Origin of the sequence: Agrococcus jenensis (assembly GCF_003752465.1) — a bacterium.
In the GTDB taxonomy this organism is placed as follows: Bacteria; Actinomycetota; Actinomycetes; order Actinomycetales; family Microbacteriaceae; genus Agrococcus; species Agrococcus jenensis.
Genome location: NZ_RKHJ01000001.1, coordinates 2,903,272 through 2,917,819, shown reverse-complemented (window position 1 = coordinate 2,917,819; position 14,548 = coordinate 2,903,272). Strand labels below are relative to the sequence as shown.

Here is a 14,548-nt window from a genome sequence, read left to right as displayed (position 1 = left end):
CCGATCGGCACCGCCGCGTCGCCGGCTCTCCACAGGCCGACGCTCCACAGGCCGGGTCAGCGCTGCGGCGGGGCGTCCTCGCCGGAGTCCTCGTCGGGCTCGTCGTCGGCCTCAGCCGGCGCGGGCGCCTCGCCCTCCGCGCGCTCCGCGTCGTCGAGCAGCTCCTGCAGCGCGAGGTCCATCTCGTCGAGCTCGCCGGCGCCCTGCAGGCGCGCGATGACGCGCGACGGGTCGTCGATGTCGGCGCCGTCGGGCATGAGGTCGGGCTGGTCCCAGAGCGAGTCGCGCACCTCGGCGCCCACGGCATCCGTCACCGTGCGCCAGAACGCGGCGGCCTCGCGCAGTCGGCGCGGCCGGATCTCGAGGCCGACGAGCGTGCCGAACGCCTTCTCGGCGGGGCCGCCCGTCGCGCGCCGCCGGCGCACCATCTCGGCGATCGACTCGCGCTTGGGGAGCCTGGCGGTCGCCGTCTCGGTGACCGCGTCGACCCAGCCCTCGATGAGGGCGATCGTCGTCTCGAGGCGCGCGAGCGTCTCGACCTGCTCGGGCGTCTTCGGCGGGATGAGCGCACCGCTCTTCAGCGCCTCGCGCAGCTCATCGGGGTTCGTCGGGTCGAACGACTCCGCGAGCTCCTCGAGCCGGTCGACGTCGATGCGGATGCCCTCGGCGTACTCGCGCACGGACGAGAGCACGTGCAGGCGCAGCCAGCGCGCGTGGTGGAAGAGCCGGGCGTGCGCGAGCTCGCGCGCCGACATCCAGATGCGCACCTGGTCCTCGGGGATCTCGAGCCCCTCGGCGACCGCGCGCAGGTTGACCGGCAGCAGCGCCGCGGTGCCCTCGAGCAGCGGGAAGCCGAAGTCGCCGCCCGCGACGGTCTCACCGGCGAGCTGGCCGACCACGTTGCCGAGCTGCATCGCGAACATCGTGCCGCCGACGTTGCGGAGGATCCGCTCGGCGCCGGCGAGCATCTCCTGCGCCTCCTCGGGCGCGTGCTCCTGCATCGCGGCCGTGAGCGCGTCGGAGATGCTGTTCGCGACCGGCTCGCTCATCTCCTGCCACACGGGGATGGTCGCGTCGACCCATTGCTGCCGCGAGAGCAGCTGCAGCTCGGTGGCGGCGGCGCCGATGTCGGTCGTCTCGCTGAGCCAGAGCGCCGCGAGCTCGGCCGCCTGCCGGACCGCGTCGCGCTCGGCGCTCGACACCGAGCCGGGGTCGCGCTGCACGACGGCCGCGGCCTGGCGGCGGGACGCCTCCCAGTCGATGCCGTCCTCGGTGCGCGCGAGCGCCGCCTGCAGCTGGGCCATCAGGGCCTGCAGCTGCGCGGGGTCGGACGGCATGCCGGCAGCGCCTGCCAGTCGGGCGGGATCGATCGGTCCCTCGCCCGACAGGAACTTCTGCAGCATCTCCCGCAGCTCGTCCTCAGGGCGTCGATCGTCGGAGTCCTCAGGCATGCGACTACGCTAGCCGCAGCATGTCGCAACCCGCGGGGAATCCGCCCATCCCGTCCTCCGCCGTCCGCGAACACCCGGTGCAGCACCGGTTCCCGGACGTGCGGCCCCGTCGCGTGCGCCGGGCCGGATGGGTCGGCCTCGGCATCGCGGCGGTCGCGTCGCTCGCGCTCGCCTTCCTGCCCTCGCCGTACGTCGTCGAGACGCCCGGCCCCACCTTCGACACCCTCGGCGCCACCGACGCCGGCCCGCTCATCACGATCGACGGCGCCGAGACGTACCCGACCGAGGGGGAGCTGCGGCTGCTGACCGTCTCGCTGCTCGGCAACCCGCAGCGGCCGCTCACCTGGATCGACGTCGCCGAGGCCTACCTCGACCCGTCCGACTCGATCATCCCGATGGCCGCGGCCTTCCCGCCCCAGGTGTCGGTCGAGGAGTCGAACGAGGCTGGCCGCATCGAGATGCAGAACTCGCAGTCGGCCGCCGTCGCGGCCGCGCTGCTGCACGAGGGCCTCGACGTCGAGAGCGACGTGCGCATCGCCGGCGTCATCCCCGGCTCGCCCGCGGAGGGCCTGCTCGAGGAGGGCGACCGCATCCTGCGCGTCAACGGCGAGGCGGTGTACGACGTCTTCTCGATCCGCGCCTCCATCGCGGCCGTCGACGGCCCCACGACGCTCGAGATCCAGCGCGGCGACGAGGCGCTCACCGTCGAGGTGACGCCGGTCGTCGAGGACGGGCAGAAGATCGTCGGCATCTACCCGTCGAACGAGTTCACGTTCCCGTTCGAGGTCGACATCCAGCTGCCGAACGTGGGCGGGCCGAGCGCCGGCATGATGTTCGCGCTCGGCGTCGTCGACGAGCTGACGCCCGGCGCGATGACCGCCGGCACGCGCTGGGCCGGCACCGGCACGATCGCCGCGCTCGGCGACGTCGGCCCCATCGGCGGCATCGTGCAGAAGATGCACGGCGCGGTCGACGCCGGCGCGACGCACTTCCTCGCACCGGTCGAGAACTGCGGCGAGGTCGCCGGGCACGTGCCGGAGGGGCTCACCGTCTTCGCGGTCGACACGCTCGACGACGCGATGGCGGCGATCGACGCGGTGGCCATGAACGAGGACACCTCGGCGCTCCCGACGTGCGAGGCTGCACCCGCCCCCTAGGCGCGGTTCGCTCATAGGCGGGGCGGATACCATGAGCGGCACCGCCCGCCCCGCACCTTGGAGCTGAACGACGTGTCTTCCAACGCCGAACGACCGACCCCAGCGACCGTCAGGCGGCAGCGTCCATCGCCGCTGCTCATCACGATCCTGATCGTCGCCGCCATCATCGGGGCGTTCGTGCTCTTCTCGGGGTTCTACGCCGATGTGCTGTGGTTCGACCAGCTCGGCTTCGTGCAGGTGCTGCAGACGCGCTGGCTCTCGATGGCCGTCATGTTCCTCATCGGCTTCCTGGGCATGGCGGTGCCGCTCGCGCTCAGCGTGCAGATCGCCTTCCGCTCGCGCCCCGTCTACGCGCAGCTCAACTCGCAGCTCGACCGCTACCAGGAGCTCGTCGAGCCGCTGCGCCAGGTCGGCATGTGGGCCGCGCCCGTCGTGCTCGGCCTCTTCGCCGGCATCGCCTCCGCGACGCAGTGGGAGACGGCGCAGCTGTGGCTGCACCGCACGCCCTTCGGCGAGACCGACCCGCAGTTCGGGTTCGACATCAGCTTCTACGTCTTCGAGCTGCCGCTGTACCAGCAGATCGTCGGCTTCGCGCTCGCGGTGCTGTTCATCAGCGGCGTCGCGACGCTCGCGACCGCCTACCTCTACGGCGCCATCCGCGTGACGGGCCGCGAGTTCCGCATCTCGCGCTCCGCGCGCATCCAGCTCGCGATCATCGTCGCGCTCTACATGCTCGCGCTCGGCGTCTCGATCTGGCTCGGCCAGTACGCCGCGCTCGCCATGACCTCGCAGGGCTTCCTCGCGACCGGCGCCGGCTACACCGAGGTCAACGCGACCATCCCCGGCGCGCAGATCCTCGCGGGCATCGCGGGCCTCGTCGCCATCTTCTTCATCATCACCGCGGTGATCGGCCGCTGGCGCATCGCGATCGTCGGCACCGCGCTGCTCATCGCCGCCTCGCTCGTCGTGGGCGTCGCCTACCCGGCGATCGTGCAGCGGTTCCAGGTCGACCCGAGCGCGCGCACGCTCGAGGAGCCGTTCATCCAGCGCAACATCGACGCCACCCGCGCAGCGTGGGGCATCGACGGGATGGTCGAGAGCGAGTCGGATGCGCGCACGGACGCCGAGCCCGGCGCGCTGCGCGCCGACGCGGAGACGACCGCGAACATCCGCATCATCGACCCGGCGCTCGTCACCGACGCCTTCGCGAACCTGCAGGAGTACCGCCAGTACTACGGCTTCGCCGAGCAGCTCGACGTCGACCGCTACGAGGTCGACGGGCAGACGCAGGACACCGTGATCGCGGTGCGCGAGCTCGACCTCTCGGGGCTCGAGGAGGACAGCTGGTACAACCGGCACATCGTCTACACGCACGGCTACGGCGTCGTCGCGGCGTACGGCAACCAGCGCGGGCCGGAGGGCCAGCCGGTCTTCCTGCAGCAGGGCATCCCGACCGAGGGCGCGCTCGGCGACTACCAGCCGCGCGTCTACTTCGGCGAGTCGACGCCCGACTACTCGATCGTCGGCGGCGCCGAGGGCTCCGCGCCGCTCGAGCTCGACTACCCGCGGTCGGCCGAGGAGGGCAGCGGCAACGCCAACACCACCTTCTCGGAGGACGGCGGACCCAAGCTCGACTCGTTCATCAACCGCCTGGTCTACGCGCTGAAGTTCCAGTCGGAGCAGATCATCCTGTCGGACGCCGTCACCGCCGACTCGCAGATCCTCTACGACCGCGACCCGCGCGACCGCGTCGCCGCCGTCGCGCCCTACCTGACGCTCGACAGCGATCCCTACCCGGCAGTCGTCGACCAGCGGCTCGTGTGGATCGTCGACGGCATGACGACGACCTCGATGTACCCGTACTCGTCGCACCGGTCGATCGCGCAGACGATCGCCGACGTGACGAACGCGAACCCCGAGCTCACCGCCGGCGACATCGTGAACTACATGCGCAACTCGGTGAAGGCCGTCGTGGACGCGTACGACGGGTCCGTGACGCTCTACGCGTGGGACCCGGAGGACCCGATCCTGCAGGCGTGGATGCAGATCTACCCGGGCACGGTGCAGCCGATGAGCGCCATGTCGGGCGAGCTCATGAGCCACGTGCGCTACCCGGCCGACATGTTCAAGCTGCAGCGCAACGTGCTCGGCGACTACCACGTCACGAACCCGGCGACCTTCTTCTCGGGCGACGACCAGTGGGCGACGCCCTCCGACCCGACGTGGTCGAACGCGCAGGTCACCGCGCCGCCGCAGCCGCCCTACTACCTGACGATGTCGGTGGATGGGCAGGACCCGGCGTTCACGCTCTACTCCACCTTCATCCCGCGCGACGGCCGCGAGGTGCTCTACGGCTACCTCTCGGTGAACGCCGACGCGGGCAGCACGCCAGGACAGGTGAGCGAGGACTACGGCAGGCTCACGCTGCAGTCGCTGCCGAAGGAGGGATCGATCCCCGGCCCCGGCCAGGTGCAGAACAACTTCGACACCGACGCCGAGGTCTCGCAGGTGCTCAACATCCTGCAGCAGGGCTCCACCGAGGTGCTGAACGGCAACCTGCTGACCCTCCCGGTCGGCGGCGGCCTGCTCTACGTGCAGCCGGTCTACCTGCAGTCGACCGGTGCGACCTCGTTCCCGGTGCTGCGGAAGATCCTGGTCGCGTTCGGCGACGACATCGCCTTCGAGGACACGCTCGACGAGGCGCTCGACTCGCTCTTCGGCGGCGACTCCGGTGCCGACGCGGGCGACTCCGGCGTCGACCCGGTGCCGACCGAGCCCGGCCAGGAGGGCGAGCAGCCCGCCCCCGAGACCGATCTGCAGACGCAGCTCGACGCGGCGATCGAGCAGGCGGGCACGGCGCTCCAGGAGCGACAGGCCGCCTACGCCGAGAACGACCTCGTCGCGGCCGCGGAGGCGGACGAGCGGCTCACCACGGCGCTCGCCGAGGCCATCCGGCTCTCGGCCCAGATCGAGGGCGAGGCGGCACCCGAGGAGGCTCCGGCGGAGACGCCGGCGCCGGAGGAGACCACCGCGCCGTAGGCATCCGGTGGGGCCGATTTGCCCTGCTGCCAAGTCCCTGGTAACGTCTCTTCTTGTGCCGCGGGGTGGAGCAGCTCGGTAGCTCGCCGGGCTCATAACCCGGAGGTCGCAGGTTCAAATCCTGTCCCCGCAACAAGAAGTCCGCGAACTGCGGCACACGAAGAGGCCCCCGCGAGGGGGCCTCTTCTGCGTGGTGGCGCGGCCGACTAGCCTCGCCGCATGGGCTTCGCGGTCTCGGCCGAGTCGTACGACCGGTTCATGGGCAGGTTCTCGGTGCCGCTCGCCGCGGTCTTCGCCGACTTCTCGGGAGTCGCGGCCGGCGCCGCGGGCGCGGTGCTCGACGTCGGCAGCGGCCCCGGCGCGCTGACCGACGAGCTGCTCGCGCGCGGCGCGACCGCGACGGCGATCGATCCCTCGCCGAGCTTCGTGGCGGCCGCGCGCGCGAGGCACCCGTCGGTCGAGGTCGTCGAGGGCGTCGCCGAGGCGCTGCCGTTCGCCGACGCGGTCTTCGATGCCGCCCTCGCGCAGCTCGTCGTGCACTTCATGCGCGACCCGGTGCAGGGGCTCGCCGAGATGGCGCGCGTCACGCGTCACGGCGGCGCGGTCGCCGCGTGCGTCTGGGACCACGCCACCGGCCCGCTCGGCGTCTTCTGGGCGGCCGTCGCCACGCTGCACGACGGGCCGGGGGAGCCGCCCTCGGAGGCGCGGCGGCCGGGCGCGCACCGCGGCGAGCTCGGGGACGTGCTGCGGGCGGCGGGGCTGCGGGACGTGCGGGAGGAACCGATCGCGGTGACGGTGGCCTTCTCGGACGTGGACTCGTGGTGGCAGCCGTTCGAGCTCGGGGTGGGGCCTCCTGGCGACCACGTGGCGGGCCTCGACGCGGCGGCGCGCGAGCGGCTGCGCGATCGCTGCGCCGAGCTGCTGCCCGAGCCACCCTTCGAGGTGCGCGCGGTCGCCTGGGCAGCGCGGGGCACGCGCGCCTGACGCGGCGCGCGTGCCCGGCGGGCTACTCGAAGAGCCCGCCGATGCCGCCGCCGCTGCTGCTGCCGCCGTTCGAGCCCGAGACCTGCTGCCGACCCTCGCTCGGCTGCACCACGACGAAGCCGGGGCCGTGGAACGCCAGCTGGAAGGCCTCGCCCGTGCCGCCGCGCAGCAGCGAGCGCATGTTCATGCTGTTCACGACGCTCGGCTGCAGGTTCGACGACCAGCAGACCGCGGCGTTCGGGTCGACGAACGTCGGCTGGCGCGAGCAGTCGAGCAGCATCGGCTGCCCCTCGCACGAGACGCCGACGGTGCCGGCGCCGCCGAGCTCCAGGTTGAACAGGCCGCCGGCCATGATGTTGCCGCTGCGCAGCATCTTGATGTCCCACTGCAGGTTCGCGTCGAAGGCGAGCAGGTTCTTGCCGCTCACCGACAGGCCCTCGTTCTCGAGCAGCACCGTGAAGACGTTCGCGGCGTCGCGGGCGAGGAAGACCTCGCCCTGCCCGCGCATCCGCATGAGCGGTGCACCCTCACCGGTGACGAGCTTCTTCAGCATGCGCGCGGCGCCGGCACCCTCGTGCTGGAACTCGATCTGACCCTGGTAGGCGACCATCGCACCCTTGGCGGCCAGCACGTCGCCGCCGTTCGCGACGTTCGCGCGCAGCATGTAGCTGGACTGCTTCACCCACCGCTCGGTCGACTGGGTCTCCTGATTCGCCTCTGCGAACAGCTCGGATCTCATGCGTCCCCCTCCAGGGCCTGCTCGAGCCTGACGACCTTGCCGTCGAGCTCACCCGTCCATCCGGGCCGGATGTCCGCCTTCAGGACGAGGGACGCGCGCGGGCTGAGCGCGAGGACGGCGTCGGTCGCGCGGCGCACGACGTCGAACACCGCATCCCACTCGCCCTCGATCGTCGTGAACATCGCGTCGGTGCGGTGCGGCAGCCCGCTCTCGCGGACCACGCGCACGGCCGCGGCGACCGCGTCGTGCACGGAGCCGTCCGGGCCGGCGGTGCCGGGTGCAACGGAGAATGCGACGAGCATCCTGCTCCCTTCGTCGGTGCGATCTTGGCATCCGCATGCTGGAAGCGCACGCGGCTCGCCACGGCGCCCGCAGGCAGCCCGCGCGCGGCTGCCGCCGTAGGCTCGGAGCATGGACGAGCGAGACGGAGTGCTGACGGCCGCGGCCGTGCAGTGGGCGCCGGGCGAGGACGTGGACGCGAACCGGGATGCCGCGGCCGCCTGGATCGATGCGGCCGCCGCGCGCGGCGCTCGCCTCATCGTGCTGCCCGAGTACTCGCAGCACTGCTCGAGCGACCTCGCCGCCACCGCGCCGGCGGCCGCCGAGCAGCTCGACGGACCGTTCGTCGCGATGCTGACGGAGCGCGCGACCGCGCACGGCGCGCTCGTCGTCGCCGGCCTGCTGGAGCGCCGGGATGGCGGCGTCTCGAACACCGTCGTCGCCGTCGACGCGACCGGGGTGCGCGTCGCCTACCGCAAGGTGCACCTCTACGACGCGTTCGGGTCGAGCGAGTCCGACTGGCTGACGGCCGGCGACCCCGGGCAGGTGCCCGTCGTGGAGGCGCTCGGCACCCGCATCGGCATCCAGACCTGCTACGACCTGCGGTTCCCGGAGGCGACGCGACGGCTCGTGGACGCGGGCGCCGACGTCGTCGTCGTGCCCGCCGAGTGGGTGCGCGGACCGCAGAAGGAGCGCCACTGGACGACGCTCGTCACGGCCCGTGCCATCGAGTCGACGGTGCACGTCGTCGCCGCCGACCAGGCACCGCCGCTCGGCGTGGGGTGCTCGCTCATCGTCGACCCCATGGGCGTGGCGCTCGCCGCGCTCGGCGACGGGGAGGGCCTGGCCGTCGCACCGATCGACGCGGAGGTCACCGCGGCGACGCGCGTGCGCAACCCGTCGCTCGCCAACCGGCGCTACCGCATCGCCTGAGCGCGGAGGGCGCTGCGCGGCGCGCGCTGCGCGGCGCGCTCAGGGCACGGGCTGGAGCACCGCGTCCTTGAGCCCCGCGAGCCGCGAGGCGGCCTCGTGCAGCGTGTCGTCCGACTTGCAGAACGCGAACCGCATGGTCGAGCGGAGGTCGCGCCGCGAGGGTCGGGCGAGCGCCAGCAGCGGCACGCCGACGACCCCGACGAGCTCCGGCATGCGCCGAGCGAGTGCCGTCGCGTCGTCGATGCCGAGCGGCGCCGCGTCGGCGAGCAGGAAGTACCCGGCCATCGCGTCGTGCACCGTGAAGCCGGCCTTCCGCAGCCCGCGCGCGAGGATGTCGCGCTTGCGCGCGAACGTCTGCTGGATGGTGTCGAAGTGCTCGTCGGCGAGCCGCAGGCCGACGGCGACCGCGGGCTGGAACGGTGCGCCGTTCACGAACGTCAGGTACTGCTTGACGGCGCTGATCTGGGCGATGCGCTCCGGGGTCGACATGACCCAGCCGACCTTCCAGCCGGTGACGGAGAACGTCTTGCCGGCCGACGAGATCGACACGAGCCGGTCGCGCGCCGCGTCGATCGTGGCGATCGGCACGTGCCGCTCGTCGTAGACGAGGTGCTCGTAGACCTCGTCGGTGACGATGATCGCGTCGCGGCGCTCGGCGACGCGCACGATGTGCCGCATCGACGCCTCGTCGAAGACGGTGCCGGTCGGGTTGTGCGGGGAGTTCACGATGATCATGCGCGTGCGCGGCGTCGCGGCGCGCTGCAGCCGGTCGGGGTCGGGCTGGAAGTCGGGCGCGGCGAGCGGCACGGGCACGAGCACCGCGCCGGCGAGCGCGGCGACCGCGGCGTACGCGTCGTAGTACGGCTCGAAGACGATCACCTCGTCGCCGGGGGAGAGGTAGGCGAGCATCGTCGCGGCGAGCGCCTCGGTCGCACCGGCCGTGACGAGCACGTCGCCGCGGCCGAGGCCGATGCCGTAGAAGCGCCGCTGGTGCTCGACGACCGCGTCGATGAGCTCCTGGCTGCCGCGGCCGGGACCGTACTGGTTCCTACCGTGGTCGATCGCGTGCTTCGCCGCGTCGAGCACGGCCCGCGGGCCGTCCTCGTCGGGGAAGCCCTGCCCGAGGTTGAGGGCGCCGGTCTTCGACGCGAGCGCGGTCATCTCGGCGAAGATCGTCGGCGCGAGCCGGCCGTCCGCGCCGAGCAGTCCTGCGCCCGCTGCGGTCCGCTGCCAGGGTGCCTGCTCCATGCTCCGAACGCTACTCGCTCCCGCCTCCCTTCCGACGCTCGACATCGGGATCGCATGGGAACCGCATGGATTCGGGTGCCACGCTCGAGCACATGACGAACCCGTACGATCGCGTGCCGAACCCCGCTGGCCCGCAGCAGCAGCCGCAGCAGCCCGCTCCCGCCCCGGCCCCCGACGGCCAGCGCTGGCAGGGCTGGCAGCAGCCCTCCTCGCCGTCCTTGCAGGGCGGCCCGTACGCCACCAGCGCGCCACGGGCACCGGGCGCCGAGCACCCGACGCTGGCTTACACGCCGATCGGCGCGCAGCAGGCGCCCGCCGCGGCTGCGCCGCGCGCATCCCGGCGCACCGGCCTGGTCGTGACGTCGCTCGTCGCTGCGGCGCTGCTCGGCGGCGCGGCCGGCTTCGGCGGCGGCGCGCTCGCGCTCAGCCAGCAGCAGCCGCAGACGCAGTCGGCGCCGGGCGCCGGCGCGACCGGCGACACGGTCTCCGACCCGTCGACGATCGCCGACGTCGCTGCGGCTGCCGGACCCTCCGTCGTCACCGTGCAGGCCTCGTCGAGCTCGGGCTCGGGCGAGGGGTCCGGGGTCGCGATCGCGGCCGGCGGCTACATCGTCACGAACAACCACGTCGTCACGCTCGACGGGCAGGCTGCCGACGCGACCATCACGGTCGAGACGAGCGACGGCCGGCTGCTCGCCGCCGAGATCGTCGGCACCGACCCGATCGTCGACCTCGCCGTCATCAAGGTCGACGCGGAGCTGCCGGTCATCACCTTCGCCGCGAGCGACGACGTGCGCGTCGGCGACACGGCGATCGCCATCGGCGCGCCGCTCGGCCTCTCGAACTCCGTGACCGACGGCATCGTCTCGGCGGTGGACCGCGGCCTGCGCATCGCCTCGAGCGCCGCGCCGAGCGAGGAGGACCAGTCGCAGCAGCAGCCCTTCGGCTTCTGGCAGCCCGACGGCACCCAGGCGGCCGCGGAGGACATCTCCATCCCGGTCGTGCAGACGGATGCGTCGATCAACCCGGGCAACTCCGGCGGCGCGCTGCTGAACGCGGCGGGCCAGCTCGTCGGCGTCAACGTGGCGATCGCCAGCATGGGCTCGGAGACCTCGTCCGGCTCGATCGGCATCGGCTTCGCGATCGAGTCGAGCCTCGTGCAGCGCGTGGTCGACGAGATCATCGCCGACGGCACCGCGAGCCACGGCCTGCTCGGCGCGTCGGTGAGCGACGTGACGGACGCCTCCGTCGGCACCGTGGGCGCGCTCATCCGAGAGACGGTCGAGGGCGGCGCGGCCGCCGCCGCAGGCCTGCAGGCGGGCGACGTCGTGACCGCGATCGACGGGCAGCCCGTGACCGGCGCGACCGATGCGACCGCGCAGGTGCGCGCCCATGCCGGTGGCGAGACCGTGACCGTCACCTACCTCCGCGACGGCGACGAGGCCGAGGCCGAGGTGACGCTCAGCGAGCTCGGCTAGCCGCGACCCCCGTCGGTCTCCGCGCCGTCGGTCCCGCGAGGGGCCGGCGGCGCGCTGTCCTCGAGCGGCAGGTCCTCGTCGACCGGCGGCACGTCGGCGCGCCGCTGCCGCAGGCGCCGGAGCCCGCCGCCGAGGCCCTCGCGCTCGATCGCGCGCGCCTCGCTGATCCGCTCGCCGAGGCTCGGCCGCACCTCGTGCACGACCGGGGCGAGGCTCGCGTCGAAGGCGACCGGCGGGGGACCGAAGGCCTCGCGTGCCGCCTGCACGATCTGGCGGCCGAGGATGTGGTTGCCCACGCCGCCGACGACGGCGCCGATCCCGAAGGGCAGTGCGCGCCCCAGCATCGATGCGCCGGTGTTGCGCGCCATGCGCTTGAGGAACGCGCGCCGCAGGAAGTCCACGACCTGGCCCATCATGCCGGTCGGCATGCGCGACGTGACGAGCTCGCCCCAGAAGGCGCTGCCGGCCGCGCCGCGGCCCATCGACTGCTCGGCGACGCGCTTCACGAGCGCCTTGCCGCCGGAGCCGAGCATGAGCCCCATGACGAGCGCCTTCGCGCGCTCCGGGTCCTCGACGTGGATGCCGTGCACCTCGGTGACCGCCTGCGCGAAGAAGGCGCTCGCCTCGAGGAAGCCGACGGTCTCGGCGACGGTCAGCCCGAGCGCCGCGGCGGTGCCGATGCCGGGGGCGACCGCGGTCGCGCCGACCGCCGCGCCGCCGCTCGTGACGGCGGCGAGGTACTGCTTCTTGAGCCGCTCGATCACCTGCGCGGGCGAGAGCTCCGGGTGCTTGCGGCGGAGCGAGCGCAGGTGGTTGACCACGAGCGGCCGCTGCACGCCGAGGATGCGGTCGAGCGTGCCGACGAGCCAGCCGAGGTCGTCGTCGCGTTCGATCTCCTGCATGGTTCCCCCTCATCCGGTGCCGGATGTGCATCCGGCGCAGACGAGAAGCATGCCGCGACGAGCCGGGAGCGGGCTGAGCGTGCGATGCCGGGGCGTGGGATGCCGGGTCGTGGGATGATGGTGGCATGACGCAGCTGCCCGCCCCCGACACCGCAGGCCCCGGCTCGATCGGCGCCGGCGGGAGCACCGACGTGCTCGACCGCGAGCTCGAGAAGCTCCTCAACGAGGAGTCGGTGGAGGACGGCGACCACGACCGGTTCTCGCACTACGTCAAGAAGGAGAAGATCCTGCAGTCGGCGCTCTCGGGCAAGCCCGTGCGCGCGCTGTGCGGCAAGAAGTGGACGCCGGGCCGCGACCCGGAGAAGTTCCCGATCTGCCCCGCCTGCAAGGAGATCTACGAGAAGCTGCGCGAGGAGTAGGCCGTCCTCAGCGGAAGACGGTCGGGATGACCGGCTCGCCGCGCGCGAGGCGGTGCGCCTCGTTCGGCAGCTCCGCGACCGCGGCGTCGTGGCGCTCACGAGCGGTGGCGACGCCCTGCCGGCCGAGCCAGCGGTCGTCGATCTCGCCGCCCTGCACGAGCGGCACCTGCAGCGCGCGGCCGCCGGCCGCCGCCGCGTCGAGGGTCGGCCGGTGGTCGGTGACGAGCACGGTCTCCTCGACCGCGACGCCCTGCTCGAGCGTGCGCACCGCGACCTTCTCGCCCGGCTTCGACGCCTTGTCCTCGGAGTGCTTCGCGACGCCGACCCACGCGCCGTCGTCGCCCTGCCGCGCGACGAGCTTGTAGACCATGCCGGCGGCGGGTGCCCCAGAGCCGGTGACGAGGCTCGTGCCGACGCCGTAGGCGTCCACCGGGCTCGCCTGCAGCGCCGCGATCGCGTACTCGTCGAGGTCGCTCGTGACGGTGATGCGCGTGCCGGTGGCGCCGAGCGAGTCGAGCAGCGCCCGCGCCTCGGTCGCGACCTCGTCGAGGTCGCCGGAGTCGAGGCGGATGCCGCCGAGGCCGGTGCCGGCGACCTCGATGGCCGTGCGGATGCCCTGCTCGATGTCGTAGGTGTCGACGAGCAGCGTCGTGCCCACGCCGAGCGCGTCGATCTGCGCCTGGAAGGCGGCCGCCTCGGAGTCGTGCAGCAGCGTGAAGGAGTGCGCCGCGGTGCCCATCGTGGGGATGCCCCAGCGCGACCCGGCCGCGAGGTTGGAGGTGGCGCCGAAGCCGGCGATGTACGCGGCGCGGGCGGCGGCGATCGCCGCCTCCTCGTTCGCGCGGCGCGACCCCATCTCGGCGACCGGGCGGCCCTTCGCCGCGCGCGTCATGCGGGTGGCGGCGTTCGCGACGGCCGAGTCGTAGTTCAGCACCGAGAGCGCGAGCGTCTCGAGCACGACCGCCTCCGCGAACGAGCCCTCGACGACGAGGATGGGGGAGCCCGGGAAGTACAGCTCGCCCTCCGCGTAGCCGCGGATGTCGCCCGAGAACCGGTAGTCGGCGAGCCAGTCGAGCAGCTCGCTCGAGACGATGTGCTCGTCGCGCAGGAAGCGCAGCTCGTCGTCGCCGAAGCGGAAGTCGGCGAGCAGCTCGAGGAAGCGGCCGGTACCGGCGACGACGCCGTAGCGGCGGGCGCCCGGGAGCCGGCGCGCGAACACCTCGAAGACGGAGGGCCGGAACGCCGTGCCGGCGCGCAGCGCGGCGTCGATCATCGTCAGCTCGTAGCGGTCGGTCATGAGCGCGGTGTCGGTCACGGCGCAAGCCTATGACGCGCCCCCGCGCGGGACGGGTAGCGTGGCTCGGTGCCCGCATCACCCCGACCCCTGCCCGATGGCGTCGAGCTGCGCCCGCCGACCCCGGCCGACGCGCCCGCGTGGGCGCTGTTCCTCGTCGAGGAGCAGCTGCGCACCTACGCCGGCCTGCTGCCGGACGCCTTCCACGAGGACGGCCTCGCGCAGGCCGACATCCAGGGGCTCGCCGACGCCTTCGCGGCGCCCGGCGACGCGCAGCGGCGCATCGCGTGGCGCGGCGACCGCATCGTCGGCGTCGCAGCCGCCGAGCCCGCCCCGGCGGCGTGGGAGGTCGAGCTCGGCTTCGTGCCGGCACCGGCTGCGCGCGAGCTCGCGCGCCTCTACGTGCACGCCGACCTGCACGGCACGGGCCTCGGCGGCGTGCTCTTCGACGAGGTCGTCGACGAGCGGCCGCACTACCTCTGGCTCATCGACGGGAACGCCCGCGCCGCTCGGTTCTACGAGCGGCGCGGGTTCCGTCACCTGGACGAGCGGGTGTCGACCGGCCCGACATGGGGCCACATCAGCATGCATCGCATGCTGAAGGACTGACCCCGACGAGGCGTGC

The 14,548-nt window shown here is 73.1% G+C and carries 13 protein-coding genes and 1 tRNA gene; 8 read left to right on the top strand and 6 right to left on the bottom strand.

Going from position 1 to position 14,548, the window contains the following annotated elements; all coding sequences use genetic code 11:
• Positions 1 to 56 precede the first annotated feature (56 nt).
• Positions 57 to 1,451, bottom strand: a complete 1,395-nt coding sequence (locus EDD26_RS14295; RefSeq protein WP_123698309.1) for a zinc-dependent metalloprotease — start codon at positions 1,449 to 1,451, stop codon at positions 57 to 59.
• Between the two features lie 20 nt (positions 1,452 to 1,471).
• On the opposite strand from EDD26_RS14295, the gene EDD26_RS14290 reads away from it, so the two are divergent.
• The 4 genes from EDD26_RS14290 to EDD26_RS14275 all read left to right on the top strand — a co-directional run bounded on the left by EDD26_RS14290 (position 1,472) and on the right by EDD26_RS14275 (position 6,631).
• Positions 1,472 to 2,608: a YlbL family protein gene (locus tag EDD26_RS14290; protein ID WP_123698308.1), complete on the top strand. Its 1,137-nt coding sequence runs from the start codon at positions 1,472 to 1,474 to the stop codon at positions 2,606 to 2,608.
• A gap of 72 nt (positions 2,609 to 2,680) precedes the next feature.
• Positions 2,681 to 5,647 carry a UPF0182 family membrane protein gene (locus EDD26_RS14285; protein ID WP_281273325.1) on the top strand — a complete coding sequence of 989 codons (2,967 nt, stop codon included), beginning with the start codon at positions 2,681 to 2,683 and terminating at the stop codon, positions 5,645 to 5,647.
• A gap of 59 nt (positions 5,648 to 5,706) precedes the next feature.
• Positions 5,707 to 5,780, top strand: a tRNA-Met gene (locus EDD26_RS14280).
• A gap of 86 nt (positions 5,781 to 5,866) precedes the next feature.
• Positions 5,867 to 6,631, top strand: a complete 765-nt coding sequence (locus tag EDD26_RS14275; protein ID WP_123698307.1) for a class I SAM-dependent methyltransferase — start codon at positions 5,867 to 5,869, stop codon at positions 6,629 to 6,631.
• 22 nt (positions 6,632 to 6,653) lie between these two features.
• Here the strand turns inward: EDD26_RS14275 and EDD26_RS14270 are convergent, their stop codons facing one another.
• The gene (locus tag EDD26_RS14270; RefSeq protein WP_123698306.1) at positions 6,654 to 7,370 is read right to left on the bottom strand and encodes an AIM24 family protein; all 717 of its coding nucleotides are present in this window, start codon (positions 7,368 to 7,370) and stop codon (positions 6,654 to 6,656) included.
• Positions 7,367 to 7,672 (bottom strand): thiamine-binding protein, encoded by a 306-nt coding sequence (locus tag EDD26_RS14265; RefSeq protein ID WP_123698305.1) that lies wholly within the window; start codon positions 7,670 to 7,672, stop codon positions 7,367 to 7,369. Before EDD26_RS14265 ends, EDD26_RS14270 begins: the two co-directional genes overlap by 4 nt.
• Before the next feature lie 109 nt (positions 7,673 to 7,781).
• On the opposite strand from EDD26_RS14265, the gene EDD26_RS14260 reads away from it, so the two are divergent.
• Positions 7,782 to 8,582 (top strand): nitrilase-related carbon-nitrogen hydrolase, encoded by an 801-nt coding sequence (locus tag EDD26_RS14260; RefSeq protein WP_123698304.1) that lies wholly within the window; start codon positions 7,782 to 7,784, stop codon positions 8,580 to 8,582.
• A gap of 39 nt (positions 8,583 to 8,621) precedes the next feature.
• Here the strand turns inward: EDD26_RS14260 and EDD26_RS14255 are convergent, their stop codons facing one another.
• Positions 8,622 to 9,830 (bottom strand): aminotransferase class I/II-fold pyridoxal phosphate-dependent enzyme, encoded by a 1,209-nt coding sequence (locus EDD26_RS14255; protein ID WP_123698303.1) that lies wholly within the window; start codon positions 9,828 to 9,830, stop codon positions 8,622 to 8,624.
• Positions 9,831 to 9,922: 92 nt separating this feature from the next.
• Between EDD26_RS14255 and EDD26_RS14250 the strand changes: the two genes are divergently transcribed.
• Positions 9,923 to 11,308, top strand: a complete 1,386-nt coding sequence (locus EDD26_RS14250; RefSeq protein WP_170165647.1) for a S1C family serine protease — start codon at positions 9,923 to 9,925, stop codon at positions 11,306 to 11,308.
• Here EDD26_RS14250 and EDD26_RS14245 read toward each other — a convergent pair.
• Positions 11,305 to 12,210 carry a hypothetical protein gene (locus tag EDD26_RS14245; RefSeq protein WP_211333871.1) on the bottom strand — a complete coding sequence of 302 codons (906 nt, stop codon included), beginning with the start codon at positions 12,208 to 12,210 and terminating at the stop codon, positions 11,305 to 11,307. The two genes, EDD26_RS14250 and EDD26_RS14245, sit on opposite strands and share 4 nt — an antisense overlap.
• A 125-nt stretch (positions 12,211 to 12,335) precedes the next feature.
• Here EDD26_RS14245 and EDD26_RS14240 point away from each other — a divergent pair, with 125 nt between their 5' ends.
• Positions 12,336 to 12,629: a DUF3039 domain-containing protein gene (locus tag EDD26_RS14240; protein ID WP_123698301.1), complete on the top strand. Its 294-nt coding sequence runs from the start codon at positions 12,336 to 12,338 to the stop codon at positions 12,627 to 12,629.
• A 7-nt stretch (positions 12,630 to 12,636) separates the two neighbouring features.
• Here the strand turns inward: EDD26_RS14240 and EDD26_RS14235 are convergent, their stop codons facing one another.
• The gene (locus EDD26_RS14235) at positions 12,637 to 13,926 is read right to left on the bottom strand and encodes a nicotinate phosphoribosyltransferase (protein ID WP_123698632.1); all 1,290 of its coding nucleotides are present in this window, start codon (positions 13,924 to 13,926) and stop codon (positions 12,637 to 12,639) included.
• A gap of 66 nt (positions 13,927 to 13,992) precedes the next feature.
• Here EDD26_RS14235 and EDD26_RS14230 point away from each other — a divergent pair, with 66 nt between their 5' ends.
• Positions 13,993 to 14,532: a GNAT family N-acetyltransferase gene (locus tag EDD26_RS14230; protein WP_123698300.1), complete on the top strand. Its 540-nt coding sequence runs from the start codon at positions 13,993 to 13,995 to the stop codon at positions 14,530 to 14,532.
• Positions 14,533 to 14,548: the final 16 nt, after the last annotated feature.